General features: G+C 63.5%; 20 protein-coding genes. 9 read left to right on the forward strand and 11 right to left on the reverse strand.

The genetic code is table 11. The features are described 5' to 3' along the window. Nucleotides 1-57: 57 nt before the first annotated feature. On the reverse strand, nt 58-1,734 hold the full coding sequence (prpR, locus tag HNO82_RS10450) for a propionate catabolism operon regulatory protein PrpR (protein WP_175343658.1): 1,677 nt from the start codon (nt 1,732-1,734) through the stop codon (nt 58-60). Nucleotides 1,735-2,070: 336 nt separating this feature from the next. On the opposite strand from prpR, the gene prpB reads away from it, so the two are divergent. The 6 genes from prpB to HNO82_RS10480 all read left to right on the forward strand — a co-directional run bounded on the left by prpB (nt 2,071) and on the right by HNO82_RS10480 (nt 8,021). Further along, the gene (prpB, locus tag HNO82_RS10455; protein WP_175343659.1) at nt 2,071-2,961 is read left to right on the forward strand and encodes a methylisocitrate lyase; all 891 of its coding nucleotides are present in this window, start codon (nt 2,071-2,073) and stop codon (nt 2,959-2,961) included. A gap of 51 nt (nt 2,962-3,012) precedes the next feature. Further along, nucleotides 3,013-4,167, forward strand: a complete 1,155-nt coding sequence (gene prpC / locus HNO82_RS10460) for a bifunctional 2-methylcitrate synthase/citrate synthase (RefSeq protein ID WP_175343660.1) — start codon at nt 3,013-3,015, stop codon at nt 4,165-4,167. A 287-nt stretch (nt 4,168-4,454) separates the two neighbouring features. Beyond that, nucleotides 4,455-4,892: a hypothetical protein gene (locus HNO82_RS10465; protein ID WP_008330314.1), complete on the forward strand. Its 438-nt coding sequence runs from the start codon at nt 4,455-4,457 to the stop codon at nt 4,890-4,892. Nucleotides 4,893-5,230: 338 nt separating this feature from the next. Beyond that, a complete protein-coding gene (locus tag HNO82_RS10470) occupies nt 5,231-7,117 on the forward strand; it encodes a propionate--CoA ligase (RefSeq protein ID WP_175343661.1) in 1,887 nt (628 codons plus the stop codon). A gap of 113 nt (nt 7,118-7,230) precedes the next feature. Further along, nucleotides 7,231-7,737: an arsinothricin resistance N-acetyltransferase ArsN1 family B gene (locus tag HNO82_RS10475; RefSeq protein WP_175343662.1), complete on the forward strand. Its 507-nt coding sequence runs from the start codon at nt 7,231-7,233 to the stop codon at nt 7,735-7,737. Further along, nucleotides 7,734-8,021 carry a hypothetical protein gene (locus HNO82_RS10480; protein WP_008330304.1) on the forward strand — a complete coding sequence of 96 codons (288 nt, stop codon included), beginning with the start codon at nt 7,734-7,736 and terminating at the stop codon, nt 8,019-8,021. The genes HNO82_RS10475 and HNO82_RS10480 overlap by 4 nt, the downstream gene beginning before the upstream one ends. A gap of 66 nt (nt 8,022-8,087) precedes the next feature. Here HNO82_RS10480 and xth read toward each other — a convergent pair whose 3' ends face one another. From xth to HNO82_RS10505, 5 genes are all read right to left on the reverse strand, one after another. Then, on the reverse strand, nt 8,088-8,855 hold the full coding sequence (gene xth / locus HNO82_RS10485; protein WP_008330303.1) for an exodeoxyribonuclease III: 768 nt from the start codon (nt 8,853-8,855) through the stop codon (nt 8,088-8,090). A gap of 684 nt (nt 8,856-9,539) precedes the next feature. After that, a complete protein-coding gene (locus HNO82_RS10490; RefSeq protein ID WP_175343663.1) occupies nt 9,540-10,307 on the reverse strand; it encodes a MipA/OmpV family protein in 768 nt (255 codons plus the stop codon). A gap of 155 nt (nt 10,308-10,462) precedes the next feature. After that, the gene (locus HNO82_RS10495; RefSeq protein WP_175343664.1) at nt 10,463-11,566 is read right to left on the reverse strand and encodes an alkene reductase; all 1,104 of its coding nucleotides are present in this window, start codon (nt 11,564-11,566) and stop codon (nt 10,463-10,465) included. A gap of 154 nt (nt 11,567-11,720) precedes the next feature. Further along, the gene (locus HNO82_RS10500) at nt 11,721-12,725 is read right to left on the reverse strand and encodes a dienelactone hydrolase family protein (RefSeq protein ID WP_175343665.1); all 1,005 of its coding nucleotides are present in this window, start codon (nt 12,723-12,725) and stop codon (nt 11,721-11,723) included. Nucleotides 12,726-12,738: 13 nt separating this feature from the next. Then, the gene (locus HNO82_RS10505; RefSeq protein WP_175343666.1) at nt 12,739-14,259 is read right to left on the reverse strand and encodes a leucyl aminopeptidase; all 1,521 of its coding nucleotides are present in this window, start codon (nt 14,257-14,259) and stop codon (nt 12,739-12,741) included. Nucleotides 14,260-14,425: 166 nt separating this feature from the next. Here HNO82_RS10505 and lptF point away from each other — a divergent pair, with 166 nt between their 5' ends. The 3 genes from lptF to HNO82_RS10520 are packed head-to-tail and all read left to right on the forward strand — an operon-like array spanning nt 14,426 to nt 17,120. Further along, nucleotides 14,426-15,556, forward strand: coding sequence for an LPS export ABC transporter permease LptF (gene lptF / locus HNO82_RS10510; protein WP_034350480.1), 1,131 nt, complete (start codon nt 14,426-14,428; stop codon nt 15,554-15,556). Between the two features lies 1 nt (nt 15,557). After that, nucleotides 15,558-16,688: an LPS export ABC transporter permease LptG gene (gene lptG / locus HNO82_RS10515; protein ID WP_175343667.1), complete on the forward strand. Its 1,131-nt coding sequence runs from the start codon at nt 15,558-15,560 to the stop codon at nt 16,686-16,688. Between the two features lie 48 nt (nt 16,689-16,736). After that, nucleotides 16,737-17,120: a sirohydrochlorin chelatase gene (locus HNO82_RS10520; RefSeq protein WP_175343668.1), complete on the forward strand. Its 384-nt coding sequence runs from the start codon at nt 16,737-16,739 to the stop codon at nt 17,118-17,120. Nucleotides 17,121-17,200: 80 nt separating this feature from the next. On the opposite strand, the gene HNO82_RS10525 is transcribed toward HNO82_RS10520, so the two are convergent. The 5 genes from HNO82_RS10525 to HNO82_RS10545 are packed head-to-tail and all read right to left on the reverse strand — an operon-like array spanning nt 17,201 to nt 21,424. After that, the gene (locus HNO82_RS10525) at nt 17,201-17,572 is read right to left on the reverse strand and encodes a tRNA-binding protein (protein ID WP_008330279.1); all 372 of its coding nucleotides are present in this window, start codon (nt 17,570-17,572) and stop codon (nt 17,201-17,203) included. Between the two features lie 5 nt (nt 17,573-17,577). Beyond that, complete coding sequence (cobA, locus tag HNO82_RS10530) at nt 17,578-18,339, reverse strand: uroporphyrinogen-III C-methyltransferase (protein ID WP_175343669.1); 762 nt, start codon at nt 18,337-18,339, stop codon at nt 17,578-17,580. Between the two features lie 37 nt (nt 18,340-18,376). Continuing rightward, a complete protein-coding gene (locus HNO82_RS10535; protein ID WP_175343670.1) occupies nt 18,377-19,708 on the reverse strand; it encodes a sulfate adenylyltransferase subunit 1 in 1,332 nt (443 codons plus the stop codon). After that, nucleotides 19,708-20,643, reverse strand: coding sequence for a sulfate adenylyltransferase subunit CysD (gene cysD / locus HNO82_RS10540; RefSeq protein ID WP_069374332.1), 936 nt, complete (start codon nt 20,641-20,643; stop codon nt 19,708-19,710). The genes HNO82_RS10535 and cysD overlap by 1 nt, the downstream gene beginning before the upstream one ends. Before the next feature lie 49 nt (nt 20,644-20,692). Further along, on the reverse strand, nt 20,693-21,424 hold the full coding sequence (locus tag HNO82_RS10545) for a phosphoadenylyl-sulfate reductase (RefSeq protein ID WP_175343671.1): 732 nt from the start codon (nt 21,422-21,424) through the stop codon (nt 20,693-20,695). Nucleotide 21,425 lies beyond the last annotated feature (1 nt).

Here is a 21,425-nt window from a genome sequence, read left to right on the forward strand (position 1 = left end):
AGGCAGGACATGGGCGCGATTCTGCGAAATCATTTTCTCGTTTCGCTGACCCGAAGCTCACTGCCGTGCTGACGTTTCGACCTCCTCGACCTCCTTGAGCTTGCGCCACAAGGTCGTGCGACTGATGCCCAGGTGACGCGCGGCCGCGGCGCGGTTGCCACGGAAGCGGCGCAGTGCGGCGTGGATGGCGTCGGTGTCGGGGGCGTGGTCAGTGGTGGTCAGGGCATGAGAGGGCGGCGTCTGTGCAGCGTCCATGATCAGCGGCTGCGCTGCTGTGGCCAGCTCCGGTGCGACCCGCTGTATCAGCGTCGCCGTCAGTGCCTGCAAGGGTTCTGCAGCCAGGAACAGCGCCAGTCGCTCCATCAGGTTACGCAGTTCGCGCACATTGCCCGGCCAGTCATAGGCGCACAGCAGCGGCGCACAGCGCAGGATTTCCGCGCCCAGATTGGCATGCGGGCGCGCATCGAGTGCGGCCAGCGCATGTTTGAGATGCCATTCGGCCAGCGCCGCAATGTCTTCACGGCGCGCGCGCAAGGGCGGCAGTTGCAGGCGCAGCACGCTCAGGCGGTAATACAGGTCGGCGCGAAAACGGCCTTCCCGCACCCGCGCTTCCAGGTCGCAATGGGTGGCACTGATGATGCGCACCTGGACCGCAATGGGCCGCGTACCCCCCACGCGCACCACCTCGCGCTCCTCCAGCACGCGCAGCAGTCGCGTCTGCAGCGGCAGCGGCATCTCGCCGATTTCATCGAGCAGCAGGGTGCCGCGATGTGCGGCCTCAAACACACCGGCGCGTCCGCCACGGCGGGAACCGGTGAAAGCGCCTTCCTCGTAGCCGAACAGTTCGGATTCCAGCAGCGATTCGGCCAGCGCCCCGCAATTGATGGCCACGAACGGATGCGCGGCCTGGGTCTTGCCCTGCATGCGCGGATGGGCGCGGTGAATGGCCTGGGCCGCCAGTTCCTTGCCGCTGCCGGTCTCGCCCTGGATCAGTACATTGGCCGGCGAACGTGCAAACAGCGTAATGGACTGGCGCACCGCTTCCATGACCGCCGAGTCGCCGCGCAAGTCCTTGAGGTGATGCCGTGCGCGCAGACTGTCTGCCACCGACAGGCTGGGGCCGCGCGAGCTTTCCAGTTGCGTCAGGCGTGCCAGTTCCAGCGCATCTTCAAAGGCCTGGCGCACCGTGGCCGAGGAGTAGAGGAAGATGCCCTGCATGCCCGCTTCCTCGGCCAGGTCGGTGATGAGCCCGGCCCCGACCACCGCCTGCACGCCGCCAGCTTTCAGTTCCTGTACCACGGCGCGCGCATCTTCCTCGGTGGCATAGGTGCGCTGGGCAATGTCCAGTCCGAACATCTGCTGGAACTCGCTCAGGGCCGGCATCGCCTCCTGATAGGTGACCAGCCCGATGCGCGCGCTGATCTGCCGCGCGCGGGCCAGCGCCTGCATCACGTCGAAACCGCTGGCGCGCGCCACCACCACCGGTACCGGCAGGCGGCTCTTGAGATAGGCACCATTGGAACCGGCCGAGATCACCACATCGCAACGCTCGCTGGCCAGGCGCTCGCGGATGGCGCGTACGGCCTCGTCGAAACCGAGATGAATGGGCTCGATGTCGGCCACGCCGTCGAATTCCAGCGTGATGTCGCGGAAGAGTTCGGACAGGCGCGACACGGACACGGTCCAGATCACGGGTTTGTCGGCCAGGCGATCAGCAGGGGCAGGGCGTTTCATGGTGGGCGTTCAGTGTGTTTCGGTGAAACGTCAATGTAACACTGATGAAACATGGATGCTTGTGCCAGATCAAGCTGGCAGCTCCGGCGCAAGCCCGGGGCGAGCCCGCCCCGTCCGGTGGCGAGCCTTGTTTGACGGGGGTTTCAGGAGATATGAAGGTTTCTTCGGGGCCCTTGCCATCGGATGCTGCACTGCGATGGCACGGCCGTTGCAATGGTGAACGCAAATGTCGCAGGACGGGTGTGCCTCACGTCCGCCTGTCGCTTTACGCAGTCAAGCAGTGACGCAGTTGGTCCAGACTTTCCGCATTCCAACCTCATCGAGAAGGTGTCCACCATGGCTCTCCATTCCGCAGGCGCAGCGTTCCGCCAGGCCGTCCAGGAAGAATCCCCCTTGCAAGTCATCGGCGCGATCAACGCCAACCACGCCCTGCTGGCCAAGCGCGCCGGTTTCCGCGCGATCTATCTGTCCGGCGGCGGCGTGGCGGCGGGTTCGCTGGGCTTGCCTGACCTGGGCATTTCCAATCTGGACGACGTGCTCACCGACGTGCGCCGCATCACCGACGTGTGCGACCTGCCGCTGCTGGTGGATGTGGATACCGGCTTCGGTGCCTCGGCCTTCAACGTGGCGCGGACCGTCAAGTCCATGATCAAGTTCGGCGCCGCCGCCATGCACATCGAAGACCAAGTCGGCGCCAAGCGCTGCGGCCATCGTCCCGGCAAGGAAATCGTCAGCAAGCAGGAAATGGTAGACCGCATCAAAGCCGCCGTGGATGCCCGCACCGACGAGAACTTCGTCATCATGGCGCGCACCGATGCGCTGGCCGTGGAAGGGCTGGATGCCGCCATCGAGCGCGCCGTGGCCTGCGTCGAGGCCGGTGCCGACATGATCTTCCCGGAAGCCATCACCGACCTGGCCATGTACAAGCAGTTCGCCAATGCGGTGAAGGTACCGATCCTGGCCAACATCACCGAGTTCGGTTCGACTCCGCTGTTCACGGTGGACGAACTCAGGGATGCCGACGTGGGGCTGGTGCTCTATCCGCTGTCGGCCTTCCGCGCCATGAACAAGGCCGCTGAAAACGTCTACCAGGCGATCCGCCGCGATGGTACGCAGAAGAACGTGGTCGATACCATGCAGACCCGCATGGAACTCTATGACCGCATCGATTACCACAGCTACGAACAGCGCCTCGATGCGCTGTTTGCCCAGCAGAAGAACAAGTAAGCCCCTTCCGACAAAGCATTGTCACCCCATACCGAATACGAGGAGAACACGATGAGCGAACAACAAGCCGCAGGTTTCAAGCCCAAGAAGTCCGTTGCCCTCTCCGGCGTGACTGCCGGCAACACCGCCCTGTGCACCGTCGGCAAGACCGGCAATGACCTGCACTATCGCGGTTACGACATTCTCGACGTGGCCGATAGCTGCGAGTTCGAGGAAATCGCCCACCTGCTGGTGCACGGCAAGCTGCCGACGGCTGCCGAACTGCGCGCCTACAAGGCCAAGCTGAAGGCCCTGCGCGGCCTGCCGGCCAACGTCAAGGCAGCGCTGGAATGGTTGCCGGCCGCCTCGCATCCGATGGACGTGATGCGTACCGGCGTCTCCGCGCTGGGCTGCGTGCTGCCGGAGAAGGATGACCACAACACCCCCGGTGCGCGCGACATCGCCGATCGCCTGATGGCTTCGCTGGGTTCGATGCTGCTGTACTGGTACCACTACAGCCACAACGGCAACCGTATCGAGGTCGAGACCGACGACGATTCCATCGGTGCCCATTTCCTGCACCTGCTGCATGGCGAGAAGCCCTCGGCGGCCTGGGAGAAGGCCATGCACACCTCACTGATCCTGTATGCGGAACACGAATTCAATGCCTCCACCTTCACCGGTCGCGTCATCGCCGGCACCGGTTCGGACATGTATTCGGCCATCACCGGCGCCATCGGCGCCCTGCGCGGCCCCAAGCATGGCGGCGCCAATGAAGTGGCCTTCGAGATCCAGAAGCGCTATGACAATCCGGACGAGGCCGAGGCCGATATCCGCCGTCGCGTCGAGAACAAGGAAGTGGTGATCGGTTTCGGTCACCCGGTCTATACCATCTCCGACCCGCGCAACAAGGTCATCAAGGAAGTGGCACGCAAGCTCTCCAAGGAAGCCGGTTCGACCAAGATGTTCGACATCGCCGAGCGTCTGGAGACGGTCATGTGGGACATCAAGAAGATGTTCCCCAACCTGGACTGGTTCTCGGCCGTGTCCTACCACATGATGGGCGTGCCCACCGCGATGTTTACGCCGCTCTTCGTCATTGCCCGTACCTCGGGCTGGGCGGCGCACATCATCGAGCAGCGCATCGACAACAAGATCATCCGCCCCTCGGCCAACTACGTGGGACCGGAAGATCTGAAGTTCGTGCCGATCGGCAAGCGCAAGTAAGGCTGGCAGGTACAGCGGCGCAAGGAGCAAGGAGCAAGGAGCAAGGAGCAAGGAGCAAGGAGCAAGGAGCAAGAGAGGGAGAGGGAGCAGCAAGAAGAAGGGAGCGGCGGCCGGCGTGTGCCGGTCGCCCCATTCCCCGGCGAAGGAGACGGGGCGGGCCGACCCGGGCGATCAGGCCGATTTGTAACAAGCGTTACATATGGTCGAGTCAGTCGCAATATCTTGTTAAGATGCGGGCGGATCTTTTCCGCCTCTGCGTCCACCTCTGACTCTCCATGGATCATCCGATGATTGCTGCCATCGTTTCCCGCCGTCCTCGCGCCTTGCCCCTGACATCCCTCTGCCTGGCCGCCACCGTTGCCGTTGCACTGTCGGCCTGTTCTTCCACGCCGGTGCCCGTCACCGAGACCAAACCACTGCTGCCGCAATTGCTGCAATCGCCGGCGGCCACGCAGCCGACCTGGGCGACCCAGCTCAAAACCGGTGCCTTCAGTTGCGAGATGGGCAACAAGGTGGAAATCCGCATGGATGGCCGCGTCACCGATGGGGTCACGCTGGTGTGGAAGGGCAGCAGCTACATGATGAACCCGGTCAGTACCTCGACCGGTGCAGTGCGTCTGGAGAACAAGGGCGAAGGCCTGGTGTGGATCCAGATCCCGTCGAAGTCCATGCTGCTCAATTCCAAGATCGGGCAGCAACTGGCCAACGATTGTCGCACACGCTGAAGCCTTGGCGCTGCGCCGTCGTGATGGCCTGACGCCGGCGCTTTCTTTCCACCTCACGTTTGCTCCTCCCTTGTCATGTTGACGGCTTCATGCCGTCGACAACGCTCCCGCTTTTTTCGTTGTTGCACTTGATCTGTATCAGCCGTGATCGCGCGTCGATGCTGCCGATTCAGCCGCTCGTAAGATTCAGGTGCAAGACTGGTTTCACCGTCGCATGAGGGCCACGCATGGCAGAGATGCCGCTGTACATGCCTCAGAGCCACGCGACCATCACCCTGCGGGCCACGCCGCGCAAGGTCTGCAGCGGTTGTCCAATTCGAGAGACATGAGGAGACGTCATGCAGTACGAGGATTTTTATCGCCGCTCCATCGACCAGCCCGAGACCTTCTGGGCGGAAGAAGCGCAGCGCATCCATTGGAACAAGCCCTTCACCAGTACCCTGGATTATTCCCGGGCCCCCTTTGCGCGCTGGTTCATCGGCGGCACCACCAATCTCTGCTACAACGCGGTGGACCGCCACCTTGGCGAGCGACCCAAGCAGGCCGCACTGATCGCCATTTCCACGGAAACCAACACCGAGCGCGTCTACGATTTCGCCGAACTGCATCGCGAAGTCCAGGCCATGGCCGCCACCATGCTGGCCTTGGGGGTGCAGCGCGGCGACCGGGTGCTGATCTACATGCCGATGATCGCCGAGGCGGTCTTTGCCATGCTGGCCTGTGCGCGCATTGGTGCGGTGCATTCGGTGGTCTTCGGCGGCTTTGCCTCCAACAGCCTGGCCTCGCGCATCGATGATGCACAGCCGAGCCTGATCGTCTCGGCCGATGCCGGTTCACGCGGTGGCAAGGTCATTGCCTACAAGGGCTTGCTGGACGAGGCGATCCACCTGGCGCAGCACAAGCCGCAGAAGGTCCTGCTGGTCGATCGCGGCCTGGCCGACATGGCGCGCACGGCGGGGCGCGACGTTGACTATGCGCCCCTGCGCCAGCAGCATCTGGATCAGCCGGTGCCGGTGGCCTGGCTGGAATCGAACGAGTGCAGTTATGTCCTCTATACCTCCGGCACGACCGGCAAGCCCAAGGGCGTGCAGCGCGACGTGGGCGGTTATGCGGTGGCGCTGGCGTCCTCCATGCAGCACATCTTCTGCGGCAAGCCCGGGGAAACCTACTTCTGCACGTCTGACATCGGCTGGGTGGTCGGCCATTCCTACATCGTTTATGGCCCACTGATTGCGGGCATGGCCACCGTGCTCTACGAGGGGTTGCCGATCCGTCCCGATGCCGGCATCTGGTGGAGCATCGTCGAGAAGTACAAAGTCACCCGCATGTTCTCCGCGCCGACGGCCATCCGCGTACTCAAGAAGCAGCCGCCGGAATGTATGGAGCGCTACGATACCTCTTCGCTCAAGGCGCTCTACCTGGCCGGCGAGCCCCTGGATGAAACGACGTCGCGCTGGATTTCGGGCGCCCTGAAGGTGCCGGTCATCGACAACTACTGGCAGACCGAATCGGGCTGGCCGATCATCTCGATCGCCAAGGGTATCAGCGACAAGCCCACGCGCCTGGGTAGTCCGGGCGTAGCGATGCCGGGTTATCGCCTGGCCATCCTCGACGAAGCCACCGGCGCGCCTTGCGCCGCCGGAGAAAAGGGCGTGGTCGCCATCGAGGGACCGTTGCCGCCGGGCTGCATGCAGACGGTCTATGGTGACGATGAGCGCTTCGTCAACACCTACTGGCGCAGCCTGCCGCGCGAGGTGTATTCCACCTTCGACTGGGGTATCAAGGACCAGGACGGTTACTACTTCATCCTGGGTCGCACCGATGACGTCATCAACGTCGCCGGACACCGGCTGGGCACGCGTGAAATCGAGGAGAGCATCTCCAGCCATCCCAATGTCTCCGAAGTGGCCGTGGTCGGCGTGGAAGACAAGCTCAAGGGCCAGGTAGCGATTGCTTTCGCCATCCCCAAGCAGGCCGATGCGATGGCCACACCGGAACGACGCCGTGCGCTCGAGGCCGAGATCATGGGCGTGGTCGACAAGCAGATCGGCGCGGTGGGCCGGCCGGCGCGGGTGTTCTTCGTCAGCGGCTTGCCCAAGACGCGTTCGGGCAAGCTGTTGCGTCGGGCCATCCAGTCCATCTGCGAAGGGCGCGACCCGGGCGATCTGCCCACCATTGAAGATCCGGCCGCACTGGAGCAGGTTCGCGCAGTGATCAGGGACTGAGGCGGGCGGCGGTCATCCACGGGGCGGTGCGCTTGCAGCGGAGCAGGGGCGCCGCGCCCGGCATAATTTGGTTACACTGAGGGCTTCCGATTTTCCTCGATCCCTTCCTGTCCATGTCTTCCTCCATCCGTCCGGCCACCGCTGCCGATGCTCCCGCCCTCTGCGACATCTACAACCACTACGTACAGACCACTGTCATCAGCTTCGAGACCGAAGCACTCAGCGCCGAGGCCATGGCCGCGCGCATCGCCGATGTGCAGGCCGATTTCCCCTGGCTGGTGTTTGAAGAACAGGGCCAGGTACTGGGCTACGCCTATGCCAGCAAGTGGAAGCCCCGTGCGGCTTACCGGCATTCGGTGGAAAGCTCGGTCTACCTGCGTCACGATGCGGGCGGCAAGGGCATCGGCAAGCAGCTCTATCGTGAGCTCATTGCGCAGTTGAAGCCGCTGGGCGTACACCTGGTCATCGGCGGCATTGCCCAGCCCAATCCGGCCAGCGTGGCCCTGCATGAGAGTGTGGGTTTCGTGAAATGCGGTGTCTTCACGGAAGTGGGCTACAAGATGGGCCGCTGGATCGACGTCGGATACTGGCAACTCAAGCTGCAAGAGGCGCAAGGATGAGATCGACCCGCGCCGCCAGCGCCATCGAGCGCCTGAACAGCCGCACCGAATCACGCGAGTATTCGATGCTGCGCACCTCCGATGAACGCTTCATCCTGACCCGCCGCCTGCCCGGCCAGCCGCTGGAGAAGCTCAACGAGGCCATGGAGCTGGATGACTTCGTCACCTTCGTCAACGCCCAGGGACCACAGAAGGCCAGGCGCGTGAGCAAGCTGGATGTGCAGTTCGAGAAGAACATGCGCAACAAGAAAGAACAAACGCCACCCGAGGGTGGCGCTCAGTAAGGTTTTGCGTAAATGATATAAATCATTTAAATCATTTAAATAATTTGCGAGCAGCCTGCACCGACATCAGTCCGCCAGCGTGGCAATCACGGGCGCGTGATCCGAAGGCTGTTCCCACTTGCGCGGCACCTTGTCGATGACGCAGGCGGTGCAGCGTGGCACCAGTTCTTCGGACAGCAGGATATGGTCGATGCGCAGGCCGCGATTGAGGCGGAAGCCCATCTGGCGGTAATCCCACCAGCTGTACATTTTTTCCGGTTGTTCGAAGAGGCGGTAGGCATCCGTCAGGCCCAGGGCCTGCAGCTTGCGGAAGGCGTCGCGCTCGGGTTCGGACACCAGCACCTGGCCTTGCCAGGCCACCGGGTCGTGCACGTCGCGGTCCTCAGGGGCGATGTTGTAGTCGCCCAGCAGGGCCAGGCGCGGGTTCTTCGCCTTTTCTTGCGCCAGCCATTCGTGCAGGGCGGCCAGCCAGTTCAGCTTGTAGGGATACTTCTCGGACTCCAGCGACTGCCCGTTGGGAATGTAGGCGCAGACGTAGCGCACGCCCTCGATGGTAGCGGCGATGATGCGTTGCTGTTCGTCGGGGAAGAGCGGATTGTTCCTGACCACATCGGTCATTGGATGGCGCGACAGGATGGCCACGCCGTTGTAGGTCTTCTGACCCGAGAATTCGACCAGGTATCCGGCGGCCGCGATCTCGGCGGCGGGGAACTTGTCGTCGGTGAGTTTGGTTTCCTGCAGGCAGAGCACGTCGACCGGGTTTTCTTCCAGCCATTTCAGCACCTGCGGCAGGCGGACCTTGAGGGAGTTGACGTTCCAGGTGGCGATTTTCATGGGGACAATGCAGTGGTGAATCGGAGACCGGCCCGCGCGCATCACAGCCGATGCGTCATGAGCAACGGGCGCCATCTTACCGCATTCGTCGCGCTCCCCGGCCAATGACGGTGACCGCGATCATTCCTGCTCCCGAAACAGAAGGGGAATCCCACTGCAAGGGAAACTACGCTCCGACAGGTTTTGTTATTGATGTTGGCAGGGTCAGAACTGCGTCTCGATTTGTGATTTTTGTTCAAGGAGACGGAGCGAGAATAATGGAAAAATACTAACGATATAAACAAAATATTACGCTTTTCATGTAACTTCTGTTGTGGCGTATGAATTCGTGAAGTCGCTCTGGTAAAGGATTCCTGACTGCATGTGGCTTGGCGTGAGGAAATTTGTTTGAATGCGGAAACTAAGTTTTTTCGGCAAATCCATTTTGTTCTCATGCCATGAAAAACAGGACAAATTTTGCGTCAGAAAAAGTGACGCATGAAAACATTCCGGAATTGTTTGCGCATTGAAAGCGCGGCTGCAGGCTTGAGCTCTACCGTAAAAAAATTCGCAAGCAAAGCGAGCTCTTCAGCAGGCGGCACAAGCAGGCGCAGAATGCAGACAGAGGAGGGAAGCGGATAGCACAACATGGCCGCTACCCGAAGCCGGCCGTGCGGCCGGTCTCGGGCGGGCAGGGGAGGCGGATTACTTGAAGCGGTAGCTGACGGCCACGATGGCGGTGTCATCCGTGTGGCGGCGGACCAGCGGACTGTCTGCCACGGAATGGTCCAGCCACTTGCGGCGCAGGTGCACATTGAGGTGCCAGGCGCCCGTGAGGGGAATATCGGCAGCCAGGCCCAGGGTGGGGCTGGTGGAGGCGCCGGCGCTGTATTGGCGCAGGCCGCTGGCGGCCGATTCGCTGGCGGAGACGCCGACGAAGTAATCGTTGTAGCTGCCGCTGCGGTATTCCACGCCGAGCTGCGGATAGAGGCTCACCGGACCCAGGTCGATCTGGGCCGCATAGATGGCCTCGGCCAGGGTGCCGTGCGACTTGTTGAAGTCGCGGAAGACGTTGAGGAAGAAGCCGCCGAAGGGCGTTTCCTGATAGGTGCCGATGCCGAGCGGGATCGGGTCAGAGCGGCGCTGCAGGCCGCGTTGGGCATCAAAGCCGTCCAGGCTCACTCGCCCGGCCAGTTCCAGGTAGCCATAGCCCATGCGCATGGTCTTGACGCCGAAGGTGTCCAGACGCGCAAAAGCACGGCCATAGTCGGCGTAGGCATAGGGCAGCACCTGGTTGCGGCGATGCGCATCGGGACCGTTGCGATCGACGCGGTAGACGCCCACACCCAGGTCACCGGTGAGTCGGTCTTGCAGTTGCAGGGGATCGCTGGTATCGGTTGCGGGCGCGGCTTGCTGGGCCAGTGCGGGGAGCGCGCAGCAGGCCAGCGTGAGAGTGGCGAAAATTGTTTTCATGATGAGCAGGGGAGTGGAGCCAAGCGGCATTGTAGCGGGCTGGCGGTCCGATGCGGCGTGGTGCACGAAAATGGCCTGCCGTGAAGGCAGGCCATGACGGTCTGGAACAGCCGCTGCCGACCTCCAGTTTCAGCGCTGCGGCAGCGGATGCTGCGTCAGGACTGCTGCAGGGGCGGATAGTCGGTATAACCTTCCGCACCACCGCCATAGAGGGTGGCTTGGTTGAACTCGGCCAGCGGCGCCCCGGCCTTGAAGCGTTCCACCAGATCCGGGTTGGCGATCCACGGACGACCGAAGGCCACCAGGTCGGCAACATTGCGTGCGCGCGCCTGGACGGCCATCTCCAGGTCATAGCCGTTGTTGGCGATGTAGATGCCCTTGAAGAGATCGCGCAGCACCTGCAGATCAAAGCCGCCCTCCACCTCGCGCGGGCCGCCGGTGGCGCCTTCCACCACGTGCAGGTAGACCAGCCTGTAGCGGTTGAGCTGCTCCACCACGTAGCTGAAGAGCGCCTTGGGATCGCTGTCGGCGATGTCATTGGCCGGGCTGATGGGGGACAGGCGGATGCCCACGCGCTCGCTCGGCACCACCGACGTCACCGCTTCGACCACTTCCAGCAGCAGACGGGCACGGTTCTCGATGCTGCCGCCATAGGCGTCGGTGCGCTGGTTGCTCTTGTCGCGCAGGAACTGGTCCAGCAGATAGCCGTTGGCGGCGTGGATTTCCACGCCATCGAAGCCGGCCTGCATCGACAGTTGCGCGGCGGTCTTGTATTGCGCGACGATGCCGGGCAGCTCCGCGGCCTCCAGCGCGCGCGGTTCGACGAAGGGCTTGAAACCGCTTTCGGTGAAGGCATTGCCTTGCGGCCTGATGGCCGAGGGAGCGACCGGCAGCGCATGGCCGGGCTGCAGGTCGGGGTGCGAGATGCGACCCACGTGCCACAGCTGCAGGAAGATGCGCCCGCCTTTTGCGTGGACGGCGTCGGTGACCTTCTTCCAGCCGGCCACCTGCGCCTGGTCGTAGATGCCCGGTGTCCAGGCGTAGCCCTTGCCTTGCGGCGAGATCTGGGTAGCCTCGGCGATGATCAGGCCGGCACCGGCACGCTGGGCATAGTACTGGGCGGCCAGGTCGCTGGGCACGTCGCCTGCCTTGGCACGGCTGCGGGTGAGCGGAGCCATGACGATGCGATTGTGCAGTTGCACTGCGCCCAGCTGCATGGGCTTGAAGAGGTCACTCTGAAGATGGGTGGCGTTGGTCATGCTGATCCTTTCTTGTTGGCATTGCTTGGGATGAACTGCGTCGACCTCACTACCGACCGCAGTTGCGTGGCAGTGTTCCGGGGAAGGATCAACAGTCTAGACGGGAACCGGCGTCTTTGCAGAAGGTCGCCGCAGTGATGCCGCCGGGCCAGGATCAGGGGGCGATCCGGTCCAGCCACGGCCCCAGCCGCCTGAGTGCATCCTGGCGTGCCGCCCGGTTGGCCTGGACCGACTGATGCGCCCGGCCGGGATCGTCGAAGTCGTGCGTGGCCCCGGCATAGAGCTTGACCACGGGGGCGGGAGCCTGGCGGATGGGGATGGCCTGGCGCAGTACGCGCTGGCAAGTCTGCGGCGAGACCTCGTCGTCGGCGCTGCCCAGCAGCACCTGCACGGGCTTGTCGAATTCAGGGTGGGACGACAGCAGGGCCTGCTTGCCGCAGCCCGGATAGAACACCAGCGCGGCGGCGAAAGCGGGCGCATCGTCGGCCGGTCGTGCAGCCTGGCGCTGCATCACGTTCAGGGCCGTGCTGCCGCCATTGGACCAGCCTTGCAACATGATGCGGCGGACATCGACCTCGCTGCGCGTGGCCAGCCATTGCAGCGCGCCTTCGGCATCCAGCGGGCGCACCGTGAGTTCGTTGACGGCGTCCCGTTCTGGCAAGCCATGGGTGTAGCGGCCAAAGCCATGGGCCACGCCGCGCGGGCCGAAACTGTCCACCAGCAGGACCACGTAGCCACGCGAGACCCAGTAGGCAGTCCAGGCCCGGTGGCGCGCCGTGAGCGCATCGGCATCGCAGGGCGAGGGGATGGCCGGACCGACCTGGGTGCAGGCGGCGTTGACGCGCGAGGAGTACAGCCCGGCGCGTCCGTGCAGCAGTACGATGGCCGGATGCGGGCCGGCACCGAAGGGGTCGTAGAGATAGCCGGTGAGGGTGGTTTTTCCGTCAGATGAAGGAAAACGCACGGTCTGGGCGGGCGGCATCGGCGTGTCTTGTGCCACGGACGTTTCCGGCAGGATCAGTCCAAGGCTGCCCGACAGCAGTAAAAAGATGAAAAAAAACCACCGCAACACAAAGTGCTGCGGTGGTCTTGCCGTGGTGAACCCGGGCGAGGTCTGCGGCAGGAAGACGGTCATGGCGAAACCGGTATCGTCTTCCATGCCGCAAGGGCCATCAGCCGCGTGCCGACCTGGCGTGCGCCTGGTTGAGCAGCCAGGTGGTCAAGAGCGGCACCGGGCGGCCGGTGGCACCCTTGGCTGCGCCGCTCTTCCAGGCGGTGCCGGCGATGTCCAGGTGCGCCCAGGTGTACTTGCGGGTGAAGCGCTCCAGGAAGCACGCCGCCGTCACGCTGCCGCCAGGCTGGCCGCCGATGTTGGCGATGTCGGCGAAGTTGGACTTCAACTGCTCCTGGTAGGGATCCTGAATCGGCATGCGCCAGGCGGTATCGCCGCTTTCCTTGCCGGCGGCCAGCAGGGCGTTGGCCAGCTGGTCGTGGCTGTCATCCTCGCGGGTGAACAGGCCCGTGTTGTGATGGCCCAGGGCCACCACGCAGGCACCGGTCAGGGTGGCGATGTCGACCACGGCGGCCGGCTTGAAGCGCTCCACGTAGGTCAGCGCGTCGCACAGGATCAGGCGGCCTTCGGCATCGGTGTTGAGCACTTCGATGGTCTGGCCGGACATCGAGGTGACGATGTCGCCCGGCTTGGTGGCACGGCCCGAGGGCATGTTTTCGCAGGTCGGGATGACGCCGATGACGTTCAACTTGAGGCCCAGTTCGGCGATGGTACGGAAGGTGCCCAGCACCGAGGCGGCGCCGCACATGTCGTACTTCATCTCGTCCATGTTCAGGCCCGGCTTGAGCGAGATGCCGCCGGTGTCGAAGGTGATGCCCTTGCCCACCAGCACCACCGGCGCATCCTTGGCCTTGCCACCCATGTGCTTGAGGACGATGAACTTGGGCGGCTGGTCGCTGCCATTGGTGACCGACAGGAAGCTGCCCATCTTGAGCGCTTCGAGCTGCTTGCGCTCCAGCACTTCCACGCCCAGCTTGAATTGCTTGGCCAGCTTCCTGGCGGTAGTGGCCAGGTAGGTCGGGGTGCAGACGTTGCCGGGCAGGTTGCCCAGTTCCTTGGTCAGCGCCATGCCGTTGGCCAGCGCCACGGCCTCGGCCAGGGCGGTCTTGGCGGCAGCGCCTTGCTCGGCGGCCACCAGCAGGGTGATCTTCTTCACACCGGTGGGAGCGGGGTCCTTCTTGCTCTTCATCGTGTCGGAACGATAGGCGGCGTCATGGCCGGCCAGCACCACGGTGCGGATGGCCCAGTCCAGACCGCGACCCTTGATGCCATCCAGGGGCAGGGCCAGGGCGGCGTTGTCGCAGCCCAGGGTGGCCAGGGTGCGCACCAGGGCGCTGCTGGCGGCGGCGAAGTTCTTGTCGCCGGTTTCTTCTTCGTTGCCCAGGCCCAGCAGCACGATGCGTTCGGCGGCAATGCCGGTCACGCCGCGCAGCAGCAGGGTCGAGCCGGGCTTGCCGGAAATGTCACCCGACTTCAGCGCGGCGCTGATGGCGCCCAGCTTGTCCAGGGCGCTGGCGGCCTTGGTCAGCTTGCGATTTTCATAGATGCCAACGACCAGCGCGCCGGTCTTGACGCCTGTCAAGGCGTTTTTTGCGTCCAATGTTTTTGTGCTAAAGTCCATCGTTCGTCCTTTATATGAATTACCTGGCGATTATAGAGCCCATTTCGACGCTACGCGCGCATGCGTTCAGCCAGGTAAGCCAGCTTCGGACACGATGCCGGGCGCCGGACATCCGCGCAGGCCATCCGTTAATGACCCCGACACCAGAAACCAAGCCAGCCTTCCCATGATTTTCCAACGCGCCCTCAGACGCGAACTGACCAGCACCGCAGGTGGGGTCTTCACTACGCTGTTCACCATCACCCTGACCGTGATGCTGATCAAGATCCTCGGCCAGGCCGCAGGCGGCCAGGTTGCGTCGCAAGACGTGCTGGCCCTGATCGGCTTCCAGGCCTTGAACTACATGCCCATCATCCTCATCCTCACCGGTTTCATCTCGGTGCTGCTGGTGATGACGCGCAGCTACCAGGATTCGGAGATCGTGGTCTGGTTCGCCTGCGGCATGTCGCTCACGCGCTGGATCGCGCCGGTGCTGCGCTTTGGCTGGCCCATCGTGGCGCTGGTGGCCGCGCTCTCCTTCGTGGTCACGCCCTGGGCCAATGAGCAGAGCAGCGAATACCGCAGCCGTTTCGAGCAGCGCGAGGACATCGCCCGTGTCTCGCCCGGCAAGTTCCAGCAGTCAGCGGCGGCCAACCGGATCTTCTTCGTCGAAGGCATTTCCGGCGATGCCTCCAAGGTGCGCAACATCTTCGTCAATACCATCAACCCCGATGGCAAGAACAGCGTGGTAGTCGCCAAGGAAGGCGAAACCAAGGTGGACCCGGATGGCGAGAAGTTCGTGGTCATGCAGAAGGGGCGCCGCTATGACGGTTCGCCCAGCCTGCCGGATTTCCAGATCGTCGACTTCGAGCGCTATGGGCTGCTGATCGGCAATCAGTCGCAAACGGCGGCCGGTGAGCGCTCGGCGCGCGCGCTGCAGCTGGCCGAGCTGCTGGGCAAGCAGGACGGATATGCCCGTGGCGAGCTGCTCTGGCGCATGGCGCTGCCGCTGATGGCGCTCACGCTGATGCTGCTGGCCATTCCGCTGTCCTTCGTCAATCCGCGGGCCGGCCGTTCGTTGGGACTCCTGGTGGCCTTGCTGCTGTTCGTGGTCTACAGCAACACGGTCAGCGTGTTCCAGGCATCGGTGGCGCAGCAGCGCATGAGTTTCATGATGGCCTGGTGGCCGGTGCACGTGATCGTGGCGCTGCTGGTGGTGGGCATGTTCGCCCTGCGCCTGAACATCAATCATCCCGCCCACCCATCCCGGTTGTGGAGCCGAGTGCGGCGCGCCATGACGTTCCAGCGCGAGGCCTGAGATGAGAGTCATCCAACGTTACTTCACCACCGAGATCACGCGCTCGGTGCTCTTCGCCCTGGCGGCCTTCCTGGCGCTGTTCGCCTTCTTCGAGATGATGGGCCAGCTGGAACAGGTCGGTCGCAACGGCTACCAGTTGCAGCAGGCGGTGTTCTACGTGCTCATGGGCTTGCCCGGCAATGTCTATGAACTGATGCCCACGGCGGTGCTCATCGGCACCATCTACACGCTCTCGCAACTGGCGGCGCGCTCGGAATTCACCATCATGCGGGTCTCCAGCATGTCCACCGGGATGGCGGCCAAGGTGCTCCTGCGTATCGGCGTGGGGTTTGCGGTGCTGACCATCGTGTTCGGCGAGCTGATCGCGCCCAAGGCTTCCGAATGGGCCGAGAAGTTGAAGCTGCAAGCCCAGGGCGCCTCGATGTCCTCCCAGTTCCGCTCGGGCATGTGGGCCAAGGACGTGATCAAGGACAATGGCCTGGAAGGCAATGTGACCGGCAGCCGCTTCATCAATATCCAGACGGTGCAGCCGGATGGCCGCATCGAGGGTGTCAAGCTCTATGAGCTCGATACCGACTTCCACATGGCGCGCATGGTGACGGCCAAGACCGGCATCTACGAAGGCAATCATCAGTGGGTGCTCAATGATGTGGTGCAATCGGACTTCGTCGGCGGCAAGGACCGCAAGATCACCGAGCCGGTCAAGACCGTCAAGCTCGCCCATGTGAGGCTGGTCTCCGAGGTGACGCCGGAAATTCTCTCGGTGCTCTTCGCCGATCCGGACCGCATGTCCGCCTACGACCTGCTGGCCTATACCAAGCATCTGGAGGCCAACAACCAGCGTACCGATCGTTACGAGATCGCGTTCTGGAAGAAGATCGTCTATCCGCTGTCGATCTTCGTGATGCTGGCGCTGGCCTTGCCGTTCGCCTACCTGCACTTCCGCGCGGGTGGCGTGAGCCTGAAGATTTTCACCGGCATCATGATCGGGGTGTGCTTCCAGCTCATCAATAGCCTGTTCTCCCACCTTGGCCTGCTCAATACCTGGCCGCCTTTCATGACGGCGGCGCTGCCCAGCCTGTTGTTCATGGCGCTGGCCATTGGTGCGCTGTGGTGGGTGGAGCGGACTTGAGTCCGTCCCGAGATCTCGAATACTTAGCCTGAAAGACTGCTGCACATCATGAGCCAAGCCACTTCCCAAAGCCTGATCCTGTTCGCCCACGGCGCTCGCGACCCCGCCTGGGCGGCGCCTTTCGAGCGCCTGCGCGCGCTCACGCAGGCGGCCATGCCGGGGACCAGCGTGGAGCTGGCCTTCCTGGAGCTGATGCAGCCGGACCTGCCGACCGTGGCGGCGCGGCAGATTGCCGCCGGCAGCCGGCGCGTGACCGTCATTCCGGTGTTCCTGGGGCAGGGCGGGCACGTGCGCCGTGACCTGCCGGAATTGCTGGAGCAACTGCGCCAGGCGCATCCAGGTGTGGAAGTGCGCACCGTCGCTGCGGTGGGCGAGGATGAGGCAGTGTTGCAGGCGATTGCCGCTTATTGCGTGGGGACGGCCAATAGCTGATCCTGCCATCGGCACTCCCGCATGCGACGATGGCCCGGAATACGGGCCATCTGCTTGTTGGGAACAGGCCCTAGAGCCCTTCAGAACAGCCGGGCGCCGTTGGGTACGGCCTGGTCCGGCTTGAACAGCACCACCTCGCCCTGGGCATCCGGAAAGCCCAGCGTGAGCACTTCCGACATGAACTTGCCGATCTGGCGCGGCGGAAAATTCACTACCGCCGCCACCTGGCGACCGACCAGCTGCTCCAGCGTGTAGTGGGTAGTGATCTGGGCGCTGCTCTGGCGCACACCGATGCCCGGACCGAAATCGATCTTCAGTTTGAACGCAGGCTTGCGGGCTTCAGGGAAGGCATCGGCGGCGATGATGGTGCCGATGCGGATATCGACCTTGAGGAATGCCTCGAAATCGATGGGGGCGGCGGCAGGGGCCGCAGGGTCGTGGAGCAGGTGCATGGGCGTCAGTCCCGATCCGCCAGTGCCGGCCCGATCATCACCAGCACCGGTCCGCTACAGGCTTGCAGCCCGGCCTCCAGGCCAGCCAGTTGCAGATGGTAGATATGCTGGTCAGCGCGGCTGCAGTTTTCTACCACCACCACCGGCGTCTCGGGGGCATGGCCCAGGGCCAGCAGGCGTTGCGCCGTGGCCGTGGCTTCGCGTCCGCCCATGTATTGAACCAGGGTATCGCCATTGGGCATACGGACTTCATCCGGCTCATCCACGCCCGTGCTGGAGGTGAACAGCGAGACGCTGCGCGCAATCCCCCTGCGCGTGAGCGGACGCTTGGCAGCGGAGGCGGCCGCCAGTGCGGCGGTGATGCCGGGGACGATTTCGTAAGGAATGTTGTGCTCTTCCAGCGCCCGCATTTCTTCATCGGCCCGACCGAAGAGCATGGGGTCGCCGCCTTTGAGGCGCACCACGCGGCGATACTGCAGAGCCGCTTCCACCAGCTTCTGGTTGATCACGGGCTGGGCCGTGGAACGCTGACCGCTGCGCTTGCCCACCGGGACCAGCACGGCTTGCGGGCACAGGGCCAAGATATCTTCGGTGACCAGGGCATCGTGCAGCACGACCTCGGCTTGCGCCAAGAGGCGCGCGGCACGCACCGTCAACAGGTCAGCGGCCCCAGGGCCGGAGCCAACCAGCCACACCATGCCCGGATGGTCCGGGCTGGGGGCGGGTGAATCGGAAGAGTAGGAAGTCGCTGCCTGTTGGGTGGCCATGGCCTGGTCGAAGAGACGATTGCGGATCGAAGGAAATTCAGTCGATCCGAATCATACCAGCGGCCACCGTCTGATGGCTCACTTCGTCGATCAGGATGAAGGCGCCGGTGGCGCGGATGTCCTGGTAGGAATCGGCCGCGATGGGCTGCTGCACGTTCACGCTGATGCGGGCGATGTCGTTGAGCTTGAGCGTGTCGGCGGGGCGGCGTTCCTGGGTGTTGATGTCCAGCAGCGTATCGACCTTGGCCACGCGCGCTGCCACCTGCTTGGTGGTGTGCTTGAGCCAGTACTTGCGGCGCAGGTCCAGCGGTTCTTCGGAGAGCCAGCACACATCCGCGTTGACGGTCTTGAGGATGGTCGAGGGCTGGGCCGCCGCGGCCAGCAGGTCGCCGCGCGAGATGTCCAGGTACTCGTCCAGCAGGATGGTCACCGACTGGCCGGCCGAGGCCGATTCCAGCGAACCATCCAGGGTCTGGATGTCCTTGACGGTCGCGCTCTGTCCACTGGGCAGCACCACCAGCTTGTCACCTCGCGCGACCTTGCCGGCTTCGATACGGCCCATGTAGCCACGGAAATCATTGGCTTCGTGGCCGTTGTGGCGCGCCACCAGCTGCACCGGGAAGCGGAAGGCTTCTTCGTGCGCATCTTCATACACCGACAGCGATTCCAGCAGGTTGATCAGCGTCGGGCCCTGATACCAGGACATGCGTGCGCTGGCCTCCACCACGTTGTCACCGGCCAGCGCCGACAGCGGGATGGCGTGCACGTCCTGCAAGCCCAGTTGCTGCGCGAACTGCTGGTAGGCGCCGACGATGCGGTCATAGACGGTCTGGTCGTAATCCACCAGGTCCATCTTGTTGACGGCCACGATCACGTGCTGGATCTGCAGCAGGTGGGCGATGGTGGAGTGGCGCTTGGTCTGGGTCAGCAGTTCCACGCTGCCATCGTCGCCCAGTTTCACCTTGGAGACGTCCACCAGAATGATGACGGCATCGGCGGTAGATGCACCGGTGACCATGTTGCGGGTGTACTGCTCATGACCCGGGGTATCGGCAATGATGAACTTGCGCTTGGGCGTGGCGAAGTAGCGATAGGCCACGTCGATGGTGATGCCTTGCTCGCGCTCGGCTTCCAGGCCATCGGTGAGCAGCGACAGGTCCACGGTATCGCCCACGGTACGCTTGTGCTTGGCACGTGAGATGGCGTCGAGCTGGTCGGCGAAGATGCCCTTGCTGTCGAACAGCAGGCGGCCGATCAGGGTGCTCTTGCCATCGTCCACGGAACCGGCGGTGATGAAGCGCAGCAGGCCGCGTTCGTGCGATTGTGCGGTGGCCTGGGCCAGTTGTGCTTGGGTTGCGGCGGCGTTCATCAGAAATATCCTTCCTTCTTGCGTTTTTCCATCGAGGCTTCGGACGTCTGGTCGTCCATGCGGGTGGCCCCGCGCTCGGTAATCTGGGTCACTGCGGTTTCGGCGATGATCGCTTCCACGGAAGCGGCATCGGAAGACACCGGGCAGGTGCAGGAAATGTCGCCCACGGTACGGAAGCGGACGACCTGCTTTTCCACGGTCTCGCCTTCGCGCGCCGGAGTGAGGTCGGTCAGCGGTACCAAGAGGCCGTTGCGCGGGATCACTTCACGTTCGTGCGCAAAGTAGATCGAGGGCAGGGCCAGTTTTTCGCGGGCGATGTATTGCCACACATCCAGCTCGGTCCAGTTGGAAATGGGGAAGACGCGCATGTTCTCGCCCGGATGTACGCGGGTGTTATACAGGTCCCACAGTTCGGGGCGCTGGGCCTTGGGATTCCACTGGCCGAACTCGTCGCGGAAGGAGAAGATGCGTTCCTTGGCGCGGGCCTTTTCTTCATCGCGGCGAGCGCCGCCGATACAGGCGTCGAACTTGAATTCCTCGATGGTTTCCAGCAGCGTGACGGCTTGTGCTGCATTGCGCGAATCGGTTTGCGGATTGCGCAGGCGCACGGTGCCGCGCTTGATCGAATCTTCCACCGAACGCACCACCAGGCGCTCGCCCAGTTCGGCGGCGCGGCGGTCACGGAATTCGATGACTTCCGGGAAGTTGTGGCCGGTGTCGATGTGCACCAGCGGGAAGGGGAACTTGCCGGGGCGGAAGGCTTTTTCGGCGATGCGCAGCAGTACTACGGAGTCCTTGCCGCCGGAGAACAGCAGTGCCGGGTTGCTGCACTCGGCCGCGACCTCGCGCATGATGTGGATGGCTTCCGATTCCAGCCAGTCGAGGTGACGGTTGCTGGCGTTGTCCAAAAAGAGTTTGTCTACCGCTGTGTTCATGCCGGACCTTCCGATGCTTTGCTTGTTGTTGCTTTGATTGAATTCTGGTTCAGCTCGCCGCATGCGCCTTGATGCGCACCAGCTTGCCATCGACCACGTGCAGGCCGCACTCCTTGGAGTCGGGGTTCTCCCACCACCAGCGGCCGGCGCGGATATCTTCACCTGGCTGGATGGCCCGGGTACAGGGCTCGCAGCCGATGGACGGGTAACCCTGGTCGTGCAGCGGGTTGTAGGGCACGTCATTGGCGCGAATGTAGTCCCACACGTCCTGTTCCGACCAGTCGGCCAGGGGGTTGAACTTCTCCATGCCGTGGGCTTCGTCACGTTCCTGCACATGCAGCTCGGCGCGTGTGACCGATTGTGCACGGCGCTGGCCGGTCACCCACGAGGCCTTGCCCTGCAGGGCGCGATTGAGCGGCTCCATCTTGCGGATGTGGCAGCACTCCTTGCGCAGTTCCACGCTGTCGTAGAAGGCGTTGGCGCCGTTCTTCCGTACGTAGGCTTCTACCGCTTCGGGCTGCGGACGATAGGGCGCGACCTCGTAGTCGTAGGTCTCGCGGATGCGGTCCAGCATGCCCACGGTTTCCTTGTGCAGGCGACCGGTTTCCAGCGTGAAGATGCTGATGCGATCCTGCAGCTTGCCGCGCAGGATCAGGTCGGTCAGCACCATGTCTTCGGCGGCCAGGCTGGAGGCCAGCGCGGCCGGGGCGTACTCGGCGGCGATGCGTTCCAGGGTGGCCTGGGTCTTGGCGATGAGTTCTTGCAAGCCTGGGTTGGTCATG

The organism is Herbaspirillum sp. C9C3 (assembly GCF_013359625.1).
Taxonomy (GTDB): Bacteria; Pseudomonadota; Gammaproteobacteria; order Burkholderiales; family Burkholderiaceae_D; genus Herbaspirillum.

What these genes read in the sequence shown, in the direction of transcription:
- prpR (WP_175343658.1), bottom strand. Translation starts at nt 1,734, where the DNA reads ATGAAACGCCCTGCCCCTGCTGATCGCCTGGCCGACAAACCCGTGATC.
- prpB (WP_175343659.1), top strand. Translation starts at nt 2,071, where the DNA reads ATGGCTCTCCATTCCGCAGGCGCAGCGTTCCGCCAGGCCGTCCAGGAA.
- prpC (WP_175343660.1), top strand. Translation starts at nt 3,013, where the DNA reads ATGAGCGAACAACAAGCCGCAGGTTTCAAGCCCAAGAAGTCCGTTGCC.
- HNO82_RS10465 (WP_008330314.1), top strand. Translation starts at nt 4,455, where the DNA reads ATGATTGCTGCCATCGTTTCCCGCCGTCCTCGCGCCTTGCCCCTGACA.
- HNO82_RS10470 (WP_175343661.1), top strand. Translation starts at nt 5,231, where the DNA reads ATGCAGTACGAGGATTTTTATCGCCGCTCCATCGACCAGCCCGAGACC.
- HNO82_RS10475 (WP_175343662.1), top strand. Translation starts at nt 7,231, where the DNA reads ATGTCTTCCTCCATCCGTCCGGCCACCGCTGCCGATGCTCCCGCCCTC.
- HNO82_RS10480 (WP_008330304.1), top strand. Translation starts at nt 7,734, where the DNA reads ATGAGATCGACCCGCGCCGCCAGCGCCATCGAGCGCCTGAACAGCCGC.
- xth (WP_008330303.1), bottom strand. Translation starts at nt 8,855, where the DNA reads ATGAAAATCGCCACCTGGAACGTCAACTCCCTCAAGGTCCGCCTGCCG.
- HNO82_RS10490 (WP_175343663.1), bottom strand. Translation starts at nt 10,307, where the DNA reads ATGAAAACAATTTTCGCCACTCTCACGCTGGCCTGCTGCGCGCTCCCC.
- HNO82_RS10495 (WP_175343664.1), bottom strand. Translation starts at nt 11,566, where the DNA reads ATGACCAACGCCACCCATCTTCAGAGTGACCTCTTCAAGCCCATGCAG.
- HNO82_RS10500 (WP_175343665.1), bottom strand. Translation starts at nt 12,725, where the DNA reads ATGGAAGACGATACCGGTTTCGCCATGACCGTCTTCCTGCCGCAGACC.
- HNO82_RS10505 (WP_175343666.1), bottom strand. Translation starts at nt 14,259, where the DNA reads ATGGACTTTAGCACAAAAACATTGGACGCAAAAAACGCCTTGACAGGC.
- lptF (WP_034350480.1), top strand. Translation starts at nt 14,426, where the DNA reads ATGATTTTCCAACGCGCCCTCAGACGCGAACTGACCAGCACCGCAGGT.
- lptG (WP_175343667.1), top strand. Translation starts at nt 15,558, where the DNA reads ATGAGAGTCATCCAACGTTACTTCACCACCGAGATCACGCGCTCGGTG.
- HNO82_RS10520 (WP_175343668.1), top strand. Translation starts at nt 16,737, where the DNA reads ATGAGCCAAGCCACTTCCCAAAGCCTGATCCTGTTCGCCCACGGCGCT.
- HNO82_RS10525 (WP_008330279.1), bottom strand. Translation starts at nt 17,572, where the DNA reads ATGCACCTGCTCCACGACCCTGCGGCCCCTGCCGCCGCCCCCATCGAT.
- cobA (WP_175343669.1), bottom strand. Translation starts at nt 18,339, where the DNA reads ATGGCCACCCAACAGGCAGCGACTTCCTACTCTTCCGATTCACCCGCC.
- HNO82_RS10535 (WP_175343670.1), bottom strand. Translation starts at nt 19,708, where the DNA reads ATGAACGCCGCCGCAACCCAAGCACAACTGGCCCAGGCCACCGCACAA.
- cysD (WP_069374332.1), bottom strand. Translation starts at nt 20,643, where the DNA reads ATGAACACAGCGGTAGACAAACTCTTTTTGGACAACGCCAGCAACCGT.
- HNO82_RS10545 (WP_175343671.1), bottom strand. Translation starts at nt 21,424, where the DNA reads ATGACCAACCCAGGCTTGCAAGAACTCATCGCCAAGACCCAGGCCACC.